Origin of the sequence: Pusillimonas sp., assembly GCF_044464525.1 — a bacterium.
Taxonomy (GTDB): Bacteria; Pseudomonadota; Gammaproteobacteria; order Burkholderiales; family Burkholderiaceae_B; genus Pusillimonas.
The window spans coordinates 49,620-66,913 of record NZ_JBIQLE010000009.1; the positions used below are offsets into that span (position 1 = coordinate 49,620).

A 17,294-nucleotide genomic window follows, 5' to 3' on the forward strand; every position below is an offset into this window, starting at 1 on the left:
TCTTATCGCAATGCGCAAAGCGGACGGCATTTAGTCAAGCGCCTTGCGTATGCCGGCCAGCCAGTTGGCGGCGGCGTTTATCACGTGTGCGTCGATGTCGGTTTCTTGTATAAGGCCTTGCTCGCGCGCTTGCTCAGCCGCCTGCTCCATGGTTTCGATCAGCTTGCTGCCTATGATGACGGCATCTGAAAATCTTCCCAGGCGCTGTGCGCTTTCGGCGTCGCGGATGCCGAAGCCTACGCCCACCGGCAGGTGAACATGCTTGCGAATAAGTTCAAGCCGTCGTTCAACGTCGGCGGTGTCCAAGGTGCCGGCGCCGGTAATGCCTTTCAATGACACATAATACACATAGCCGCGGGCGATCTGCCCTACTTTCTTGATACGCTCTTCGGTGGACGTGGGCGCCAGCAGGAAGATGGGAGCCAGGCCGGCATCGTTGAGCATGGCGGCGAATTCAGTTTCTTCGGGCGGGTAATCGACCACGAGTACACCGTCTACACCGGCCCGTGCGGCCGCATCAACGAAAACTTGCTGTCCCATGCGCTCAATAGGGTTGGCATAGCCCATCAGAACCACTGGCGTGGCGTTGTCTTGCTGACGAAACTGCGCGACCATCTCGAGCACCTGAGCCAGGCCCACGCCGCGCTCAATGGCCCGTTGGCCCGCCCGCTGAATAACGGGGCCGTCAGCCATGGGGTCGGAAAACGGCACACCCAGCTCGATGATGTCGGCGCCCGCCTTGACCAATGCGTGCATAAGGGGCGGCGTCGCCTTCATGGAAGGCTCGCCCGACGTAATATAGGGAATCAGCGCCGCGCGCGAGGCTGTCTTGGCAAATGCCGCGGCCAACCGATTATTCGGGGAATTCATGGATTGCCACCTTGTTGTTCTACAGCGTAATACCGCTGCGTTCGGCAACGGTATGCATGTCTTTGTCACCCCGGCCCGACAGGTTGACCAAAATGATCTTGTCCTTGGACAACGTGGGCGCAAGCCGGACGGCATGCGCGATGGCATGGGAAGACTCGAGCGCCGGCATAATGCCTTCGGTTCGGCAGCAGTCGTGGAAGGCCTGCAGGGCTTCGTCGTCGGTAATGCCAACATACTGGGCGCGCCCGCTGTCCTTTAGCCAGGCGTGCTCCGGGCCGACGCCCGGATAGTCCAGGCCGGCTGAAACCGAATGGGTTTCGATGACCTGGCCGTTTTCGTCCTGAATGACATAGGTGCGATTGCCGTGCAGCACACCGACTGCGCCGGCGTTGAGCGAAGCCGCGTGGCGACCCGAGTCGATGCCCTCGCCCGCCGCCTCGACCCCGATCAGTTGCACTTCATCGTGGTCGATATAAGGGTGGAATATACCCATGGCGTTTGAGCCGCCGCCCACCGAGGCCACGACGTAGTCGGGCTGGCGTCCGGCACTGGCGGGCATCTGCTCGAGGCACTCGTTGCCGATGACCGTCTGGAAATCGCGCACCATGGCCGGATACGGATGCGGCCCGGCCACCGTGCCGATAATGTAGAAGGTATTTTCGACGTTGGTCACCCAATCGCGCATGGCCTCGTTAAGCGCGTCCTTGAGCGTGCACGAACCCGAATCCACAGGCACCACATTGGCGCCAAGCAGTTTCATGCGATAGACATTTGACGCTTGACGGCGGGTATCTTCGCTGCCCATGTACACGACGCACTCGAGCCCATAGCGCGCCGCCACCGTGGCCGTGGCCACGCCGTGCTGGCCCGCGCCGGTTTCTGCGATGATGCGGGGCTTGCCCATGCGCCGGGCCAACAGAATCTGGCCAATGCAGTTGTTGATCTTGTGGGCGCCCGTGTGATTGAGATCTTCGCGCTTGAACCAGATTTGCGCGCCGCCAAGGCGTTCGGACCATCGCTTCGCGTGATATACCGGGCTGGGCCGCCCAACGAAATGCTTCAACTCGTAGGCGAACTCGTTCTGGAAGTCGGGATCGTTGCGGTATTTTTCGTAGGCGTGCTTCAACTCGTCCAGCGCATGGACAAGGGTTTCCGACACGAACGAACCGCCATACCGGCCAAAATGTCCTTGGTCGTCGGGCAGGTTATAAGATTTCAATGATTGACTCTTAAGTTATACGGCAGCCGCAGGGCACGCCGAATCAATACGTAATCCCTGATTTTACCAGCGCCGCGACGGTCGCGCCGTAACGTAGCCGGTTATTGACGAATGGCCGTGACGCCCGGCAGTTCATTGAGCGCGGCAAGAGCCCGGCTGGTCTGCTCGCCGTTGCGCACCTCTACCGTAAAGACCATATGCGCGAGCGACCGACGGCTATGCGTGTTGACCCCGACCACATTGAGCCTGAGACGTCCGAATACGTCGGAAAGGTCGCGCAGCAGATTGGCGCTTTGCGGTGCATGTATGCCGATATCGACGGGGTAGACAGTTTCGCCGGTATCGCCCCAATCGACTTCGATAATGCGTTCGGGCTGGCGCGCCATCAGGGTGGCAAACGACGGGCAATCACGCCGATGAACGGACACGCCACGGCCTCGCGTCACGAAGCCGGCGATGTGGTCGGGTGGAGCCGGCCGGCAGCAGCGTGCCAGTTGGGTCAACAAGGAATCGACGCCCATCACCAAGACCCCGCTGCCGCCCGCTTCGGGCGCCCTGGCCTGGCTTGGGACAAACACCTGCCTCTGTTCGGCGTCGGCGCCGGATAAGGGCGCCTTCAGGGCGTGGTCAATCTGGCGCAAGCTGAACTCGTCCTTGGCTACCGCCACGTACAGGTCGTCAGCGCGGGCGAAGCCCAATTGCTCGGCCAGATGCTCGAGATTGACAGCCGTCTTGCCCAGGCGCTGCAACTCTTTCTCGACCAGCGCCTGCCCGTTGGAAATGCGTTCTTGCAACTCGATGGCATTGAACCATGCCCTGACCTTGGCCCGCGACCTTGGGCTGGCCAGATAGCCAAGCTGGGGATTGAGCCAATCTCGCGAGGGCCCGCCGGATTTGGCTGCAATGATTTCGACCGTCTGGCCGGTTTGCAATCGCGTCAAAAGCGGCGTCATCTGACCGTCGACACGGGCCCCGCGGCAACGGTGCCCCAGGTCGGTGTGCAGGTAATAGGCAAAATCAACCGGCGTGGCCCCCTCGGGTAATTCAATGACGCGAGCCTGCGGCGTCAGGACGTAGATGCGCTCGGGCCCAATGCGGCCTGACTGCCTAGGCTCGGCCACGGTATCCGAGTGCTCGGAAATAGACGGCTCATCGGCCGGCGGCGGCGCTTCGGAGCCGTCGCCGCCGCCCCAGGAAAGCAACTGCCGCATCCAGGAAATCTTGCGATCGTAGTCGCCGGAAGCCTGCTGCGTGCCGCCCTGCGCGCCCGCCTCTTTATAGCGCCAGTGCGCGGCCATGCCGTACTCGGCGAACATGTGCATTTCGTGGGTGCGGATTTGAATTTCGAACGTGCGCCCGCGCTCGTCGGCCACGACGGTGTGCAGCGAGCGATAGCCATTGGGCTTAGGCCGCGAGATGTAGTCGTCGAACTCGTCGGCGATAGGTGTCCAGCGTGCGTGCACAAGCGCCAGCGCCGCATAGCAGTCTCTTTCGTCATCGACGATGACACGCAGCGCCCGCAAATCGTACAGTTTGTCGAAGGGCAGGCTCTTGATTCGCATCTTGTTCCAGATGCTGAAGATATGCTTTGGCCGGCCCGAGACCGCCGCCTGGATGTTTGCGTCGGCCAGCATGGACCGAAGCTCTTCCACTACCTCGGTGATGAAGGTCTGGCGCTCGGCCCGGCGCTCTTCAAGCTGCCGGGCAATGCCCTTGTACGTGTCGGGCTGCAAAAAGCGGAAAGACAGGTCTTCCATTTCCCACTTTAGCTGCCAGATGCCCAGGCGGTTGGCCAGGGGCGCATAAAGCTCCATGGTTTCGCGGGCGAATTCGGCCGGACACGGCGTTCGCGACTCGGCATACCACCGCAGCGACTGCAAGCGCGAGGCCAGCCTTAACAGCACGATGCGCAAGTCGGCCGCCATGGCCAACAGCATCTTGCGCTGCATTTCTTTCTGGTCTTGCCTATCGGCGGACTCGTCACGCGACTGGCCGGCTATGCGGCCCAGCCTGAGAAGTGTGCGCGTACCCTGGACCAGGGCCGAAATCTCGGGGCCGAAAGCCTTGAGCATGGGGCTTTTGTGCTTGCCGGACGACTCGCCATCGTCAGGCAAGACGGCAAGCAAGGCGCTGGCCCTGGTCTGGGCGTCAGTATGCATACGGGCCAAAATACCGGCCACCGAGGCGCAATGAGAGTCGAGCGGCTCGCCGGTGCTGGCCTCAATGCCGCGCAAGGGCTGCCTGACCCACTTGACGGCCTCATCCAGCAGCGCCACCCCTTTATCATCCAGCCCGGCCGTCACCTGCTCGAACCAGGCCGCATCAAAGGGAGGCGCATCGGCATGGGTGGAAGGCGTACTGGACATAAGGGTTAACGACTTAAATAGGTTTACGACCCCGACCGTGCACGGCGGGCACGAGCAAGCGTGCGCCACACCATTGCCTGGGAGCGATATCTATACTACCGTTTCTTCATTCAGCCCGCCATATGGAATCATGGACACAAACCGCCCCACGCTGCTTATTGTCTGGCACTCTCGCACTGGCGCTGCGCGCCAAATGGCCGAGGCGGCCCATGATGGCGCGCTCGAAATCGCGCAAACCCTGGAGGCTACGGAAAGGTTCGCGGCAAAGCTGTCCCGTGCCGAAAACACCCATGCCGAAGATTTACTAGCCGCCGACGGCTTCATCTTCTGCGCCCCCGAAAACCTCGCTTCGCTCAGCGGCGAAATGAAGGAGTTTTTCGATCGCTGCTATTACGGCGTGCTGGACCGGCTTAACGGCCTTCCCTATGCCCTGCTGATCGCCGCCGGCTCCGACGGCCAAGGCGCCGTGCGGCAAACACAAAAAATCTGCACCGGCTGGCGTCTCGAAGCCATTGCCCCGCCCCATATCACGCTTACCCATGCGCAAAGCCCCGAAGCCATAGCCGCCCCCAAGCAGATCGGGCCTGAAGACCAGGCCCGATGTAAAGAAATCGGCGGCACCATGGCCGCGCTGCTTTTATGAACATAGGTTAGCGAGCCAGCAGCCACAGTGACAGCTGCGGAATGAAAGTTACCAGCATGAGCGCAAGTTTGCGGAAGTTCAAGACAAGTTGAAAAACGTTTGCGCGTTGCCGACAAGCAACTTACGGCGTTGGTCTTGGTTAAGCGAGGGCGCCGAGTTGATCAGAGACCCGATGGGCTGTTCTCCGAGCGGATAGGGATAATCCGAACCCATCATCACCCGATCTTCGCCCATGGTGTTCACCAACAGATTCAGCGCGTCGTGATCGAAAACGGCCGCGTCGGTATACAGACGGCTTGCATATTCCGACGGCGGGCGCGGGCAATCCTGGCGGACGATGTCCCGATGCTTCCAGGCATTATCGACACGGCCCAGCGTATAGGCGAAGCTTCCGCCCCCATGCGCGAAGCACATCTTCAGGCTCTCGGGAATACGCTCGAGCGCACCCGACAAAATAAGCGACAACATGCCCAGTTGGGTTTCAGCCGGCATGGCGACCAGCCATGGCAGCATCCATTTCTTCATGCGCCCGTCGCCGCCCATCATGTCCCACGGGTGCACAAACACCGGTATGGACTCGTTGGCGCAATGGGTCAGAAAATCGACCAGATCGGGGTGATCGAGGTCTTTATCGCCCACGTGGTTGCCAATCTGCACGCCGATGCATCCGGCAGCCTGGGCTCGCGATGCCTCCTCGCAAGCCAGCTTGGTGTCTTGCAAGGGAACTTGAGAAAGCGCCTTCAGCCTGGTGGGATGCTTCGAGCAAAAGGCGATGGCCTCGTCGTTCATTTGCCTTGCCCAGTCCGCCGCCTTGGATGCTTCCCACGAGTAACCGAACATAATGGGCGTAGCGCAGGTGACCTGCACATCGACCCCCTGCGAGTCAAGTTCCTTGATGCGAAAATCGGCGTCCCACAATGCGCGGTAAACCGGCCGAAACGGCTGGTCGCCGTGCATGATGTGGCCGACATCGCCGTCACCGTCAACGCGCAGCCAGGGCGCCTGTTCGCTGTCCATCCGCCGAGCAGTCTCTTGGCTTATCAATGGAAAAAAATGAGAGTGGATATCGATCATTGCTCTGTCCATGCTTCTATTTATATGTTGGGAAAGGACGCATTAAGCGTCGCATGCCAGGATTTGAAGTCACGCCCCGGATGCACTTCGCCGCAGCCGGGGCAGGTGCGCTCGGCTTCGCTTGTGGCGTAGAACTGCTCGTAAACGGGAGGCAGGTCGGTAACAATGTCGGTAAGCTGCATTTCATAGCGTCGCACCAAGGTGCCGCACTTGGCGCAGCTCCATTGCAAGGCGTCTTTATCGCCTTGCGCGCGAACATGCTCAATCACCAGACACAAGCTGTCGGCCTCGGGGCGTTGCGGAGAATGCTTGACGTGCGGCGCCATCAGGAAGACATCGCCTTCTTTAAGATGAATCCGCTCGTACTGGCCGCGATCCCACATCAACAGGTGAGCGTTGCCCTTGAACTGGTAAAAAAACTCTTCGCTGGGGTCATCGTGAAAGTCGCTGCGCTCGTTGGGCCCGCCAACCACGGTCACCATGAAGTTGCTGTCTTTCCAGATTTGCTGGTTTCCCACGGGCGGCTTGAGCAAATGGGCGTTGTCGTCAAGCCAGCGCTTGAAATTCAGCGGGTAGCCATACTTGAATTTGCTCATGTGTATTAGTCCTCGGTTTTCAGCGGTTTATACGCTGTAGCGCGAATCTCGATCAGTAGATGCGGATGCGGCAATTGATGGACCGCAACCGTGGTGCGCGTCGGGCCTTCATAGTCGAAGAACTCGGCCCATACCTCGTTGTATCCGCCAAAATCATTCATATTGACCAAAAACACCTGGGCTTCCACCAAATCCGACAAGTCTGCATCGGCATGCTTCAAGATATCTTCGATGTTCTTGATCACCGCTCGCGTCTGCGCGCGAATATCCAGGTTGGTGACACCCAGGGCGTCGACCTCAACCCCTTCGAACGTGTTGTCGGGCCGACGCGAACTGGTGCCGGAAACAAAGATGAAATCACCCGCACGCTTGAAGTGGGGGAAGCGGCCACGCGGTTTGGCCTTGCCGGTGATGACAGCACTTTTATCATTCATTGCATTAATCCCTATCGAGTAAAAAATTCAACGTTGCCCAGGCTGCTGACATCGCAGCGGACATGCAGACCCTGCGCCCACGCCTGCGCGGCGGTTGCGCCGCCCGCCATGATCAACGAGCCGGCTGCACAACCGCCTCGACGTAGTCGACCGCCTCAAGCGCCGTAAGCACCTCTGCCAATGCAGAGGGAAAATTGCTCAAAGAACCATCGTAATCAAACAAAGTTGGCGTGAATAATGAAAAAACAGGCCTTTTATATAAACAGCAGGAATACCTAAACTGCTTGGGCCTCGGCTTCGACGTCATGCAAAGCCATTATCAGACGCTGGTTGGCAGGGGTGATGGTTCGGCCTTTTGCTACGGTATACCCTACGTTACCAAAAGGAAGTTGCCGCCCTAGGGGAAGAACACTCAATAGGCCCAGGTGAACGAACTTCCGGGCAACGCTGAAGGGCATCAATGCGATCATGCGCGAATCAACCAGCAGCCCGATATTGGTCATGATCGACACCGATTCAATTACCCGGGCAGGCATAGGTAACCCCAGCTCTTGGAAAAATCGCACGGCCGCGTGACGCGCCTCGGACTGGGAGACCGGCAGAATCCAATCCATCGTGGCCAGCTGCGACACATTCGCTATTCCCGTAGTGGCCAGGGGGTGACGTCGGCCGACGACCGCGCACAAAGATTCAACATATAAAGGAGTATGTTGCAAGGTGGAGGACGCGTCCTGGACGGGAATCAAGCCAACGACGATGTCGAGCTCGCCTGCCGCCAGTTCCGCAAACATTTTTTCATTCACGCCTACCCGCACCTCAACGACAACGCTGGGAGCCAGTTCGCGCAAACGCAGTAAAGCTCGCGGCAGCAAATCGGCTGCCGCGGTTAGCAGGGTACCGGCCACCACTTTCCCCGACACCCCTGCGTTCCAGGAGTTCAGATCATCAGCAAGGAATCGCAGATCCGCCAGCAGCGCCTGCGAGTGGGCCTGCAACATCAGGCCGAAGTCGGTGGGCTGCACTCCGCGGCGACTGCGTATCAGCAAGGGCTGTCCGAAATGGTCTTCCAGCTCTTGGATGGATTTGCTGACCGCGGGCTGTGTCAAGTGCAGCTCACGCGCCGCAGCCAGCAAGGATCCGCATGCTAGAACCCGGTCGAATATTGCCAACTGCTGCAGCTTCAGTCGCCGCGCCAGCGATTGCTTGGAAAACTTCATGCATGTCGACGGATCGTGGGGCACCTGCGCTCGCAATAGCTAAGGGCTTGGCGGCAACTGGAAGACCTGGCGCAGATATGCCAGGTAGGCGGGATCGTCACACATCGTTTTTTCGGGCGCGTCAGACACCTTGGCCACCGGCTGCCCATTGCAGCGCACCATCTTCATGACGATTTGCAGCGGCTCGTGGCCGAGATCGTTTGTCAGGTTGGTGCCGATGCCAAACGACACCTTGCAGCGTCCGGCAAAGCGCCGCGCAAGCTCGATGGCACGGGGAAAGGTCAGCGCATCCGAGAAAACCAGGGTCTTGGTGCGAGGATCGGTGCGGTTGGCTGCGTAGTGGGCCAGCAGGCGTTCGCCCCATAGGAAAGGGTCGCCTGAATCGTGCCGTGCGCCGTCAAACAACTTGCAGAAATACATGTCGAAATCGCGCAAGAACGCATCCATGCCGTAAACGTCGGACAAGGCGATGCCCAGGTCGCCCCGGTATTCCTTGGCCCACACCTCGAGCGCAAATACCTGGGAATCGCGCAACCTGGGCCCCAATGCCTGGCAGGCCTGCAGATATTCATGGCCCATGGTGCCCAACGGAGTCACGTTGTGCTTCATGGCCATATCGACGTTGCTGGTGCCGGCGAAGTGCACACCCATCTGCCGTTTCATGGTGGTAACCACCTCGTCGTGCCACACCTTGGAAAAACGCCGCCGGGTACCGTACTCGGCCACCCGAAAATCGGCCAGATCGGGGTCGTCGGTGACAAGCTGCATCTTGGACTGCAGGCGCTGCCGCCCTTCCTCCCAACCCGGCTCCTTGCATTCGTTGCGGAAATACACCTCGTTGACGATGGCCAGCACCGGAATCTCGAACAATATCGTGTGCAGCCAAGGCCCCTTGACCGTGATGTCGATTTCACCGGGGTGCTCGCCCAGCGACAGCTGGATGCATTTTTCGGGCAAATGGAACAAGCCCAGAAAATCGACAAAATCGCTTTTAATGAAACGCAGGCTGCGCAGATATTCAAGCTCTTTGTCGGTGAACTTGAGCTGGCACAGCGAATGCACCTCGGCCCGGATTTCGTCGAGATAGGCACTGAGATTGACGTTGGGAGTACGGCATTTATATCGGTACTCGACCTGCGCAGCCGGAAAATGATGCAACACCACCTGCATCATGGTGAACTTGTACAGATCGGTGTCTAGAAGAGAAGTAATGATCATGGAACGGTGGAAACCAGGGCGGGCGCCAGAGCCGCAAAGTGGACGAAAGACCTGACTGGGCGGCAGGTCAATCGGGAGGCCTATGTTTTTATTGGGTAAAATTGCTATCGCGTACTTTCGCCCCTATTGTAATGTTTAATGCCTTTCCTTTTTTCGACGCAGCAAAGCCCAGCAAGCCAGGTCGCAAGGGTGTTGACCATTGCGATACTTACTGGAGCTTGTTCCCATGACCCACGTCGTCACCGAAAACTGCATCAAATGCAAATTTACAGACTGTGTCGATGTCTGCCCCGTCGATTGCTTTCGCGAGGGCCCCAATTTCCTGGTCATCGATCCCGACGAATGCATTGACTGTGCCGTTTGTGTGCCCGAATGTCCCGCCAATGCCATTTTTGCCGAAGAAGACGTGCCCGCCGACCAGCTCGACTTCATTGCGTTGAACGCCGAACTCTCGCCCGAATTCGGCATGATCAATCGATCCAAAAAACCTCAGCCCGATGCCGACGACTGGAACGGTGTCGAAGGCAAGCTCAAACACCTCGAACGCTGACAAGGCCGCTAGATGTCCGATTCCAAGTACACGCGGGAAACCGTGCTGGAAGTGCGGCCGTGGGCGCCCGGCAAGCTTCTGTCCATTGTCACCACGCGCAATCCCGAATACGAATTCGCACCGGGCCAATTTGCTCGACTGGGGCTGCCCGCTGATCACTCTCCGGATGCTCCGCCCACGATATGGCGCGCTTACTCCATGGTGACCCCGCCCTCGCAGCGCGACCGGCTCGAGTTCTATTCCATCGTCGTGCCCGAAGGCGAATTCAGCCCCAGGATGGCGGCACTGCAGGCCGGAGACGCACTATACGTCGACAAAACGGCTTTTGGTTTTCTAACCCTGGACCGCTTTGCGGGAGCCGACGGCAAGCGTGCGCCCGGCGGCGATCTGTGGCTGCTGGCGACGGGCACCGGGCTATCCGCGTATCTGTCCATGCTGCAAGATCCAGCCGTTTGGACAACATTCGACCATATTTTCCTGGTGCACGGCGTTCGTTCGACTCAAGAACTGGCCTATCGCGATGAAATCCTTCAATGGGTACGCGACGGCCTGCCGCAACTTGCGGGCGCCCCCCAGCGGGCACAGCTTGCTTATCTGCCGATTCCGACCCGTGAAGCTTATCCGGGCATGCCCAGGGCCCGTCTCACCCGCCTGATCGAAGACGGCGGGCTCGAAAAACTGGCCGGACGTGCACTGGACGCGGATAAGTCGAAGATCATGCTGTGCGGCAACCCCGACATGCTCACCGAGGCGCGTGCATTGCTCAAAGAGCGCGGTTTCGCGGTGGGCCGCCGGGGCAATCCAGGCAATCTCGCCCTGGAAAACTATTGGTAAAGCCCTACTCCGGCTTGGCCCGCTGTTGATATTCATAAAAGAGCGCACACGCTTAATACCTTTCGTAAATAAATATTTATAAATTTATTTCGGCATGGCCCTATAATTCAGGCTTCAACCACTTAGCCCCGGGTATTCATGCTCTACGACCTGCACGAACTCCAGCGCTCGTTCCTGACCCCGCTTTCGGCCTTCACAGACACCGGCTCACAGCTGTTTTCGCATCCTTACAGTCCTTTGGCATACACGCCATTGTCGCGCCATATAGCAGCCGGCTATGAGCTTATTCACAGGCTGGGCAAAGATTACGAGAAGCCCGCTTGGGGCCTGGAATCCACCCTGGTGGACGGCAAGAATATTGCGGTGCGCGACAAGGCTGTGTTGAAAAAGCCTTTTTGCAACCTGATTCACTTTCAGCGTCGCTTACCCGCCGACCGACCGCGCGACCCCACGGTGCTGCTGGTCGCGCCATTGTCGGGCCACCACGCCACTTTGCTGCGCGACACCGTCAGGGCGCTGTTGCCTGCGCACGACATCTACGTTGCCGATTGGATCGATGCGCGCATGGTGCCGCTAAGCAAGGGTTCTTTCCATCTCGACGACTACGTGCGCTACGTGCGCGAGTTCATCCAGCATCTCGGCCCTGAAGTCCATGTCATTGCCGTCTGCCAGCCTACCGTGCCTGTCCTGGCGGCCGTCTCGCTCATGGCCGCTGAAAACGACCCCTGTACGCCGGCCAGCATGGTCATGATGGGCGGTCCGATCGATCCGCGCGAGTCGCCGACAGAAGTCAATCTACTGGCCACCACCAAGCCCTATTCGTGGTTCGAAGACAACCTCATCCATCGCGTCCCGCCACGTTATCCGGGCGCCGGCCGAGCCGTATATCCGGGTTTTCTGCAGCACACCGGCTTCGTCGCCATGAACCCGCAGCGGCACCTGCGCTCGCACTACGATTTCTATCTCGATCTGGTCAAGGGCGACGATGGAGACGCCGAGGCGCATCGCCGTTTTTACGATGAATACAACGCCGTGCTGGACATGCCGGCCAAGTTCTACCTGGATACCATCCGCACGGTTTTCCAAGAGTTCCGGCTGCCTCGGGGCGAATGGGAAATCGACGGCCGGCTGGTCGACCCGGCCGCCATCACCCGCACAGCTCTCATGACGATCGAGGGCGAGCTCGACGACATATCGGGGCTGGGGCAAACTCGGGCTGCGCAAAAACTGTGCAAGAATATTCCCAGCAGCCGCAAGCAGCATTACACGGTGCCCGGCGCGGGGCATTACGGCATTTTCTCGGGGCGCCGGTGGCGTAAGACGATTTGTCCTAAAATCAGTAAGTTCATTCGCCAAACTTAACCAGCCTTATAGGGGCTTGCCCCCGAATAATAGAACCGGGGGCGTCACGCCCCCTTTTTTTGTCATGACAATGCCATCCCTCGTCGACCAGATCGATGCCCTGCTGCCGCAGACGCAATGTACGCAATGCGGCTACGAGGGATGCCGGCCATACGCCCACGCCATCGCCCACGAAGGCGAGCACATCAATCGCTGCCCTCCCGGCGGACAGGAAGGCATTGCGGCGCTGGCCGGGCTGTTGTCCCGACCCGAAACCCCGCTGGATACTTCTTGTGGCAAGCATCAGCCCCTGCATCTGGCCCATATAGACGAGTCGCATTGCATTGGATGCACGCTGTGCATACAAGCCTGTCCGGTCGATGCCATCGTCGGGGCCAATAAGCTCATGCACACAGTCATTTCCGACCAGTGCACAGGCTGCGGCCTGTGCCTGCCCCCCTGCCCCGTCGACTGCATCCAGATGAAGCCGGCCGAATATGAATGGACGGCCGCCCATGCCAATCAGGCCCGGCTGCATCACCAGGCCCGGCAACAGCGGCTGCAGGCCCAACACACTGAAACGTCATCGCTGGCTGCACGCACACTGGCCAACAAGGCCGGCTTGAGCGCCGCGGCAAACCATGATGACGACACCAAGCAAAAGATCATCGCCGCCGCCCTGGCTCGCGCACGCGCGCGGCGAGCTACCGCCTGATGTGCGGCTTGACCCATGAACAAACAGAAACGCCAAGAAATATTCGAACGCTTCCGGGCTGCCAACCCCTCTCCCACCACCGAACTTCATTATGAATCGACTTTCCAGTTGCTGATCGCCGTAATTCTGTCGGCCCAGGCCACAGACAGGTCGGTTAACCTGGCAACCGCCAAGTTCTTTCCAGAGCATGGCACCCCGCAAGGCCTGGTCGATTTGGGCCTTGAACAGCTCACCCAATACGTAAGGACGATCGGGCTCTACAAGACAAAAGCGCAGAATGTCTTGAAGACCTGTCAGATATTGCTGGAGCACTATGGCGGCAAAGTGCCCTGCGACCGCGCGGCCCTTGAGGCCCTGCCGGGCGTGGGCCGCAAGACCGCCAACGTGGTGCTCAACACCGCCTTCGGCATTCCCACGATCGCGGTCGACACCCATATCTTCCGAGTATCCAACCGAACCGGCATTGCGCCGGGCAAGACAGTGTTGGAAGTGGAGCGCAAGCTTGAAAAACACGTGCCCAAGGAATTTTTGCAGGACGCCCACCATTGGCTGATACTGCATGGGCGCTACGTCTGTGTGGCACGAACGCCGAAATGCCCACAATGCGGCATTGCCGACCTGTGCGACTATAAGCACAAGACACCAGCCCGCTGAGGCTTCGCGCTATCTCTTCGCACGCCGAAATCGCATGCCCTGGGGTTTTCCATAGCCTATGAGAAACCCCCATAGTGTTCGCTAAAAGAAAATTTCATACTAGAGGAAGCACTACATAAACTGCGAATTTTTTGCGCGTTGCCGATCAAGATATCGAGGGCCCGGGTCAATGCGCTTATCGCCCCTAAACAAAGCTGTAAGCCATGTTTGATAATCAATAAAATGAATGAGCATCCCGCAGCTGCGGCATCAAATGTCCCCGCTCTTGAGACCATCGGCCTGCACGCCTGGCATAAAGACGCCCACGTGCTACGAGGCGTCGATCTCACAGTGGGCGTCGGGCAAGTTGCAGCACTTCTAGGACAGCCCGGCTCGGGCCACGACTCATTGCTGCGGGCCATCATGGGGCAAACTCCGTCGCGCAAGGGGTCGGTGCGCATCCACGGCGCCGAATCCATCCACCAGACTGCGGATAAAATCCAGCACCTGGGGGTGGGCTATTGCGGCCCGGGCAAAGGCATTTCGGTCGGCCTGTCGTGCGAAGAAAACCTGCTGTTGCCCTCAAACACCGAAGACACCCTCGGTGGCGGCATGTCGCTGGCCGAAATCTACGAACTCATCCCCCACCTTTATCCGCGTCGACACCTGCCCTGTACCCGCCTGTCGGGTGGTGAACAGCAAATGCTCGCCATCGCGCGTATTTTGCGCACTGGGGCCAACCTGCTTTTATTGGATAACATCACCGATGGGCTGGCGCCGGTCATGGTCCAGAACCTGGCCGACACGATCGAACAACTGCGCAACATGGGCTATACGGTGCTGCTCATCGAGCCGAATCTCAACTTCTCGGGCCATCTTGCCGACCGCTTCTACGTCATGCAAAACGGCCAGGTCGTAGACCAGGCCGCTCCCGATTCATTAGCCTCCAAACAAGACACCTTCGGCCTCATGTTGGGCGGCTAAGAGGCCAATTCGGTCTCTTGGCCTTTCTTGCCCAGCCCCAGATAGCTTTCAATCACGCGGGGGTTGTGGGCCAGCTCTTTGGCGGCGCCTTCAAGCACCACTTCGCCGGTTTCAAGCACATAGCCGTAATCGGCCACCTGAAGGGCCGCACGCGCATTTTGCTCGACCAGCAAGATAGATACGCCCGTGCTGCGCAACCTGGAAATAATCTGGAAGATCTCGCGCACGATGCGCGGGGCCAGGCCCAGGCTTGGTTCGTCGAGCATCAGTAGCTTGGGCTGGGCCATCAGCGCGCGGCCGACGGCCAGCATCTGGCGTTCGCCCCCCGAAAGCGTACCCGCTTGCTGCTGACGGCGTTCGCGCAGCCTTGGAAAGATGTCGAAGACCTCATCGAGCTTTTCTTTCCAGCCGGCCTGGCGCGCGCGGTACAGTCGGAAGCCTCCGAGCAGCAGGTTGTCTTCGACGGTCATGCTGCCGAACAGCTCGCGCAGCTCGGGCACCAGCGACATGCCGCCGCCAACTCGACGCTCGACGTTCCAGCCGCTGATCTGCTGGCCCAGGTATTGCACCGAACCCACACTGCTGCCCGCCGAAGGCAGCGAGCCCATGATGGAATTGAGCAAGGTGGATTTACCTGCGCCATTGCCGCCAATAACTGTGACGATGCTGCCTGGCGCCACGGTGATGTTGGCATTGAGCAGGGCGTGTACCTTGCCATACTGCGTGCTGAGGCCTTCGACCTTCAACACTGGTTGTAGCTCGGCCGTGCTCATGCTGTGCCTCCTGCGGTTGCCGGGTTGTCGGGGGTCTCGAGTTCGTCATCGACGCCTCCTAGATAGGCCTCGAGCACGACAGGGTTTTGTTGGATGTCGGCGGGTGTGCCTTCGGCCAATTTGGTGCCGAAGTCCATCACGACCAGGTGATCGGTAAGGTTCATGACAAAATCCATGTCATGCTCGACCAGCAGGATGCTCATGCCCTCTTTGCGCAATTGATCAAGCACCTGGGCGAGCTCTTGTTTTTCTTTATAGCGCAAACCCGCCGCAGGCTCGTCGAGCAGCAGCAGTATCGGATCGGCCGCCAATGCTCGCGCGATCTCGAGAATGCGCTGCTGACCCAGGGCCAGGTTACCCGCCTGTTCGTACAGATAATCGCCCAGACCTACGCGCTGCAATTGCTTGGCGGCCTCGTGCAGCAAGGCGGCCTCGGTGCGACGATCGATGCGCAGGGCGGCGGGCAGGACGCCGACCTCGCTGCGCAAGTGGGCGCCCAGGGCCACGTTTTCAAGCACCGTCATGGTGGGCAGCAGTTGTACGTGCTGAAAAGTGCGGCCCACGCCCAGCTTGGCGATTTCACGCGAGGGCATTTTGTCGAGACGGTTGCCCTGGAAGTTGATCTTGCCGCTGGTAGCGGGCAGAACACCCGTGATCAGGTTGAAGGTGGTGCTTTTGCCGGCGCCGTTGGGGCCGATAAGGCCCATGATCTCGCCTGCCTTGAGCTTGAAGCTGATATCGTTTACCGCCACCAGGCCGCCGAACTCTTTACGTGCGGCGTCAACCTCGAGCACGATCTTGCCGGCTTCGGGGCGCTGCCTCTGCGGCAACGCGGGCGCTTCCGCAGGAGCGCCGCCGCTGCGCCGCGTTTTGGCCTGACCGGTAATGTCGGCCCACCGATTGGCAATGATGGGCCAGACGCCTTCACGCGCGTATTGCAGCACCAGGATCATCAAGATGCCAAAGACAACGAGCTCGAAGTTGGCTGTGGTGTCGATGATCTTGGGCAACACGTTCTGGATTTGGTCCTTGAGCGTGAGGATCAGGCCTGAGCCGATGATGGCGCCCCATACGCTGGTGCCCCCCACCACGGCCATGAAGAGGTATTCGATACCGTAGTTCAGGCCGAAGGGACTGGGGCTGACCGCACGCTGCATGTGGGCATATAGCCATCCGGACAAACACGCAAGCAAAGCCGAATAGACAAAAATAATGACCTTGTACGACGCCATGTTGATGCCGAAGGACTCGGCCATGCCGCCGCCGCTTCTTAGCGCCCGGATGGCGCGCCCGGGCCTGGAGTCGAGCAGGTTGCGCGTGGCCCACATGGACAGCAGCACCACCAGCCAGATCAGGTAATAGATGTCGCGGCCGTCACGCAGCGACAAGCCCAGAAAGTAGATAGGCTGGATACCGGCGATACCATCGTACTGGCCCAGAAACTGCAGGTTGCCGAACAAGTAATACAGCGACAGGCACCAGGCGATGGTGCCCAAGGGCAGGTAGTGCCCCGATAGCCGCAAGGTGATGGCGCCCAAAATATAGGCAACCACAAAGGTAATCGCCAGGCCGGCAAACAACGCAAACCAGGGCGACCAGCCCGAGGCGGTGGTGAGATAGGCGGTGGCATAGGCGCCGATGCCTACGAAAGCCGCTTGCCCGAATGACGTAAGGCCGCCAACCCCGGTAAGCAAAATTAAACCCAGCACGACCAAAGCGGCCAGCCCGATGTAGTTGAGTTGTGTAATCCAGAATTCAGGCGTGCCGGACCAAGCGGGCAACACAGCCATGATGACGAGGAAAACAATCAGGATGATGCGGTTCATG

General features: G+C 59.3%; 17 protein-coding genes. 7 read left to right on the plus strand and 10 right to left on the minus strand.

Translation table 11 applies throughout. The features are described from left to right. Positions 1-30: 30 nt before the first annotated feature. The 3 genes from trpA to ACIY1O_RS06975 all read right to left on the minus strand — a co-directional run bounded on the left by trpA (position 31) and on the right by ACIY1O_RS06975 (position 4,455). Positions 31-870: a tryptophan synthase subunit alpha gene (gene trpA / locus ACIY1O_RS06965; RefSeq protein WP_397474365.1), complete on the minus strand. Its 840-nt coding sequence runs from the start codon at positions 868-870 to the stop codon at positions 31-33. Between the two features lie 19 nt (positions 871-889). Beyond that, complete coding sequence (trpB, locus tag ACIY1O_RS06970; protein WP_397474366.1) at positions 890-2,089, minus strand: tryptophan synthase subunit beta; 1,200 nt, start codon at positions 2,087-2,089, stop codon at positions 890-892. Between the two features lie 101 nt (positions 2,090-2,190). Further along, positions 2,191-4,455, minus strand: a complete 2,265-nt coding sequence (locus ACIY1O_RS06975; RefSeq protein ID WP_397474367.1) for a RelA/SpoT family protein — start codon at positions 4,453-4,455, stop codon at positions 2,191-2,193. Positions 4,456-4,585: 130 nt separating this feature from the next. Between ACIY1O_RS06975 and ACIY1O_RS06980 the strand changes: the two genes are divergently transcribed. Then, positions 4,586-5,098 (plus strand): flavodoxin family protein, encoded by a 513-nt coding sequence (locus tag ACIY1O_RS06980; protein WP_397474368.1) that lies wholly within the window; start codon positions 4,586-4,588, stop codon positions 5,096-5,098. Between the two features lie 78 nt (positions 5,099-5,176). On the opposite strand, the gene ACIY1O_RS06985 is transcribed toward ACIY1O_RS06980, so the two are convergent. The 5 genes from ACIY1O_RS06985 to pncB all read right to left on the minus strand — a co-directional run bounded on the left by ACIY1O_RS06985 (position 5,177) and on the right by pncB (position 9,637). After that, positions 5,177-6,172 carry an amidohydrolase family protein gene (locus tag ACIY1O_RS06985; protein ID WP_397474369.1) on the minus strand — a complete coding sequence of 332 codons (996 nt, stop codon included), beginning with the start codon at positions 6,170-6,172 and terminating at the stop codon, positions 5,177-5,179. 20 nt (positions 6,173-6,192) lie between these two features. Then, entirely contained in the window at positions 6,193-6,768 is a 576-nt protein-coding gene (locus ACIY1O_RS06990; RefSeq protein ID WP_397474370.1) for a 3-hydroxyanthranilate 3,4-dioxygenase, read from the minus strand. A 5-nt stretch (positions 6,769-6,773) separates the two neighbouring features. Next, positions 6,774-7,202, minus strand: a complete 429-nt coding sequence (locus tag ACIY1O_RS06995; RefSeq protein WP_397474371.1) for a RidA family protein — start codon at positions 7,200-7,202, stop codon at positions 6,774-6,776. A gap of 275 nt (positions 7,203-7,477) precedes the next feature. Beyond that, positions 7,478-8,419 carry a LysR substrate-binding domain-containing protein gene (locus ACIY1O_RS07000; protein WP_397474372.1) on the minus strand — a complete coding sequence of 314 codons (942 nt, stop codon included), beginning with the start codon at positions 8,417-8,419 and terminating at the stop codon, positions 7,478-7,480. A 39-nt stretch (positions 8,420-8,458) separates the two neighbouring features. Then, positions 8,459-9,637: a nicotinate phosphoribosyltransferase gene (gene pncB, locus ACIY1O_RS07005; RefSeq protein ID WP_397474373.1), complete on the minus strand. Its 1,179-nt coding sequence runs from the start codon at positions 9,635-9,637 to the stop codon at positions 8,459-8,461. Positions 9,638-9,863: 226 nt separating this feature from the next. Between pncB and fdxA the strand changes: the two genes are divergently transcribed. The 6 genes from fdxA to ACIY1O_RS07035 all read left to right on the plus strand — a co-directional run bounded on the left by fdxA (position 9,864) and on the right by ACIY1O_RS07035 (position 14,694). Continuing rightward, positions 9,864-10,187, plus strand: coding sequence for a ferredoxin FdxA (gene fdxA, locus ACIY1O_RS07010; RefSeq protein WP_397474374.1), 324 nt, complete (start codon positions 9,864-9,866; stop codon positions 10,185-10,187). A gap of 12 nt (positions 10,188-10,199) precedes the next feature. After that, entirely contained in the window at positions 10,200-11,021 is an 822-nt protein-coding gene (locus ACIY1O_RS07015; protein ID WP_397474375.1) for a ferredoxin--NADP reductase, read from the plus strand. Between the two features lie 138 nt (positions 11,022-11,159). Next, positions 11,160-12,383, plus strand: coding sequence for a polyhydroxyalkanoate depolymerase (locus ACIY1O_RS07020; protein WP_397474376.1), 1,224 nt, complete (start codon positions 11,160-11,162; stop codon positions 12,381-12,383). Between the two features lie 64 nt (positions 12,384-12,447). Beyond that, a complete protein-coding gene (gene rsxB / locus ACIY1O_RS07025) occupies positions 12,448-13,077 on the plus strand; it encodes an electron transport complex subunit RsxB (protein ID WP_397474377.1) in 630 nt (209 codons plus the stop codon). Between the two features lie 15 nt (positions 13,078-13,092). Next, positions 13,093-13,731 (plus strand): endonuclease III, encoded by a 639-nt coding sequence (nth, locus tag ACIY1O_RS07030; protein WP_397474378.1) that lies wholly within the window; start codon positions 13,093-13,095, stop codon positions 13,729-13,731. Positions 13,732-13,953: 222 nt separating this feature from the next. Beyond that, positions 13,954-14,694: an ABC transporter ATP-binding protein gene (locus ACIY1O_RS07035; RefSeq protein WP_397474379.1), complete on the plus strand. Its 741-nt coding sequence runs from the start codon at positions 13,954-13,956 to the stop codon at positions 14,692-14,694. Here the strand turns inward: ACIY1O_RS07035 and ACIY1O_RS07040 are convergent. Together ACIY1O_RS07040 and ACIY1O_RS07045 are read right to left on the minus strand one after the other, a co-directional pair. Next, positions 14,691-15,467 carry an ABC transporter ATP-binding protein gene (locus ACIY1O_RS07040; protein WP_397474380.1) on the minus strand — a complete coding sequence of 259 codons (777 nt, stop codon included), beginning with the start codon at positions 15,465-15,467 and terminating at the stop codon, positions 14,691-14,693. The two genes, ACIY1O_RS07035 and ACIY1O_RS07040, sit on opposite strands and share 4 nt — an antisense overlap. Next, on the minus strand, positions 15,464-17,293 hold the full coding sequence (locus tag ACIY1O_RS07045; protein ID WP_397474381.1) for a branched-chain amino acid ABC transporter ATP-binding protein/permease: 1,830 nt from the start codon (positions 17,291-17,293) through the stop codon (positions 15,464-15,466). The genes ACIY1O_RS07040 and ACIY1O_RS07045 overlap by 4 nt, the downstream gene beginning before the upstream one ends. Position 17,294: the final 1 nt, after the last annotated feature.

What these genes read in the sequence shown, in the direction of transcription:
- ACIY1O_RS07015 (WP_397474375.1), top strand. Translation starts at nt 10,200, where the DNA reads ATGTCCGATTCCAAGTACACGCGGGAAACCGTGCTGGAAGTGCGGCCG.
- ACIY1O_RS06975 (WP_397474367.1), bottom strand. Translation starts at nt 4,455, where the DNA reads ATGTCCAGTACGCCTTCCACCCATGCCGATGCGCCTCCCTTTGATGCG.
- ACIY1O_RS07000 (WP_397474372.1), bottom strand. Translation starts at nt 8,419, where the DNA reads ATGAAGTTTTCCAAGCAATCGCTGGCGCGGCGACTGAAGCTGCAGCAG.
- ACIY1O_RS07045 (WP_397474381.1), bottom strand. Translation starts at nt 17,293, where the DNA reads ATGAACCGCATCATCCTGATTGTTTTCCTCGTCATCATGGCTGTGTTG.
- ACIY1O_RS06990 (WP_397474370.1), bottom strand. Translation starts at nt 6,768, where the DNA reads ATGAGCAAATTCAAGTATGGCTACCCGCTGAATTTCAAGCGCTGGCTT.
- trpA (WP_397474365.1), bottom strand. Translation starts at nt 870, where the DNA reads ATGAATTCCCCGAATAATCGGTTGGCCGCGGCATTTGCCAAGACAGCC.
- pncB (WP_397474373.1), bottom strand. Translation starts at nt 9,637, where the DNA reads ATGATCATTACTTCTCTTCTAGACACCGATCTGTACAAGTTCACCATG.
- ACIY1O_RS06985 (WP_397474369.1), bottom strand. Translation starts at nt 6,172, where the DNA reads ATGATCGATATCCACTCTCATTTTTTTCCATTGATAAGCCAAGAGACT.
- nth (WP_397474378.1), top strand. Translation starts at nt 13,093, where the DNA reads ATGAACAAACAGAAACGCCAAGAAATATTCGAACGCTTCCGGGCTGCC.
- rsxB (WP_397474377.1), top strand. Translation starts at nt 12,448, where the DNA reads ATGACAATGCCATCCCTCGTCGACCAGATCGATGCCCTGCTGCCGCAG.
- ACIY1O_RS07040 (WP_397474380.1), bottom strand. Translation starts at nt 15,467, where the DNA reads ATGAGCACGGCCGAGCTACAACCAGTGTTGAAGGTCGAAGGCCTCAGC.
- ACIY1O_RS07020 (WP_397474376.1), top strand. Translation starts at nt 11,160, where the DNA reads ATGCTCTACGACCTGCACGAACTCCAGCGCTCGTTCCTGACCCCGCTT.
- ACIY1O_RS06980 (WP_397474368.1), top strand. Translation starts at nt 4,586, where the DNA reads ATGGACACAAACCGCCCCACGCTGCTTATTGTCTGGCACTCTCGCACT.
- ACIY1O_RS07035 (WP_397474379.1), top strand. Translation starts at nt 13,954, where the DNA reads ATGAATGAGCATCCCGCAGCTGCGGCATCAAATGTCCCCGCTCTTGAG.
- ACIY1O_RS06995 (WP_397474371.1), bottom strand. Translation starts at nt 7,202, where the DNA reads ATGAATGATAAAAGTGCTGTCATCACCGGCAAGGCCAAACCGCGTGGC.
- fdxA (WP_397474374.1), top strand. Translation starts at nt 9,864, where the DNA reads ATGACCCACGTCGTCACCGAAAACTGCATCAAATGCAAATTTACAGAC.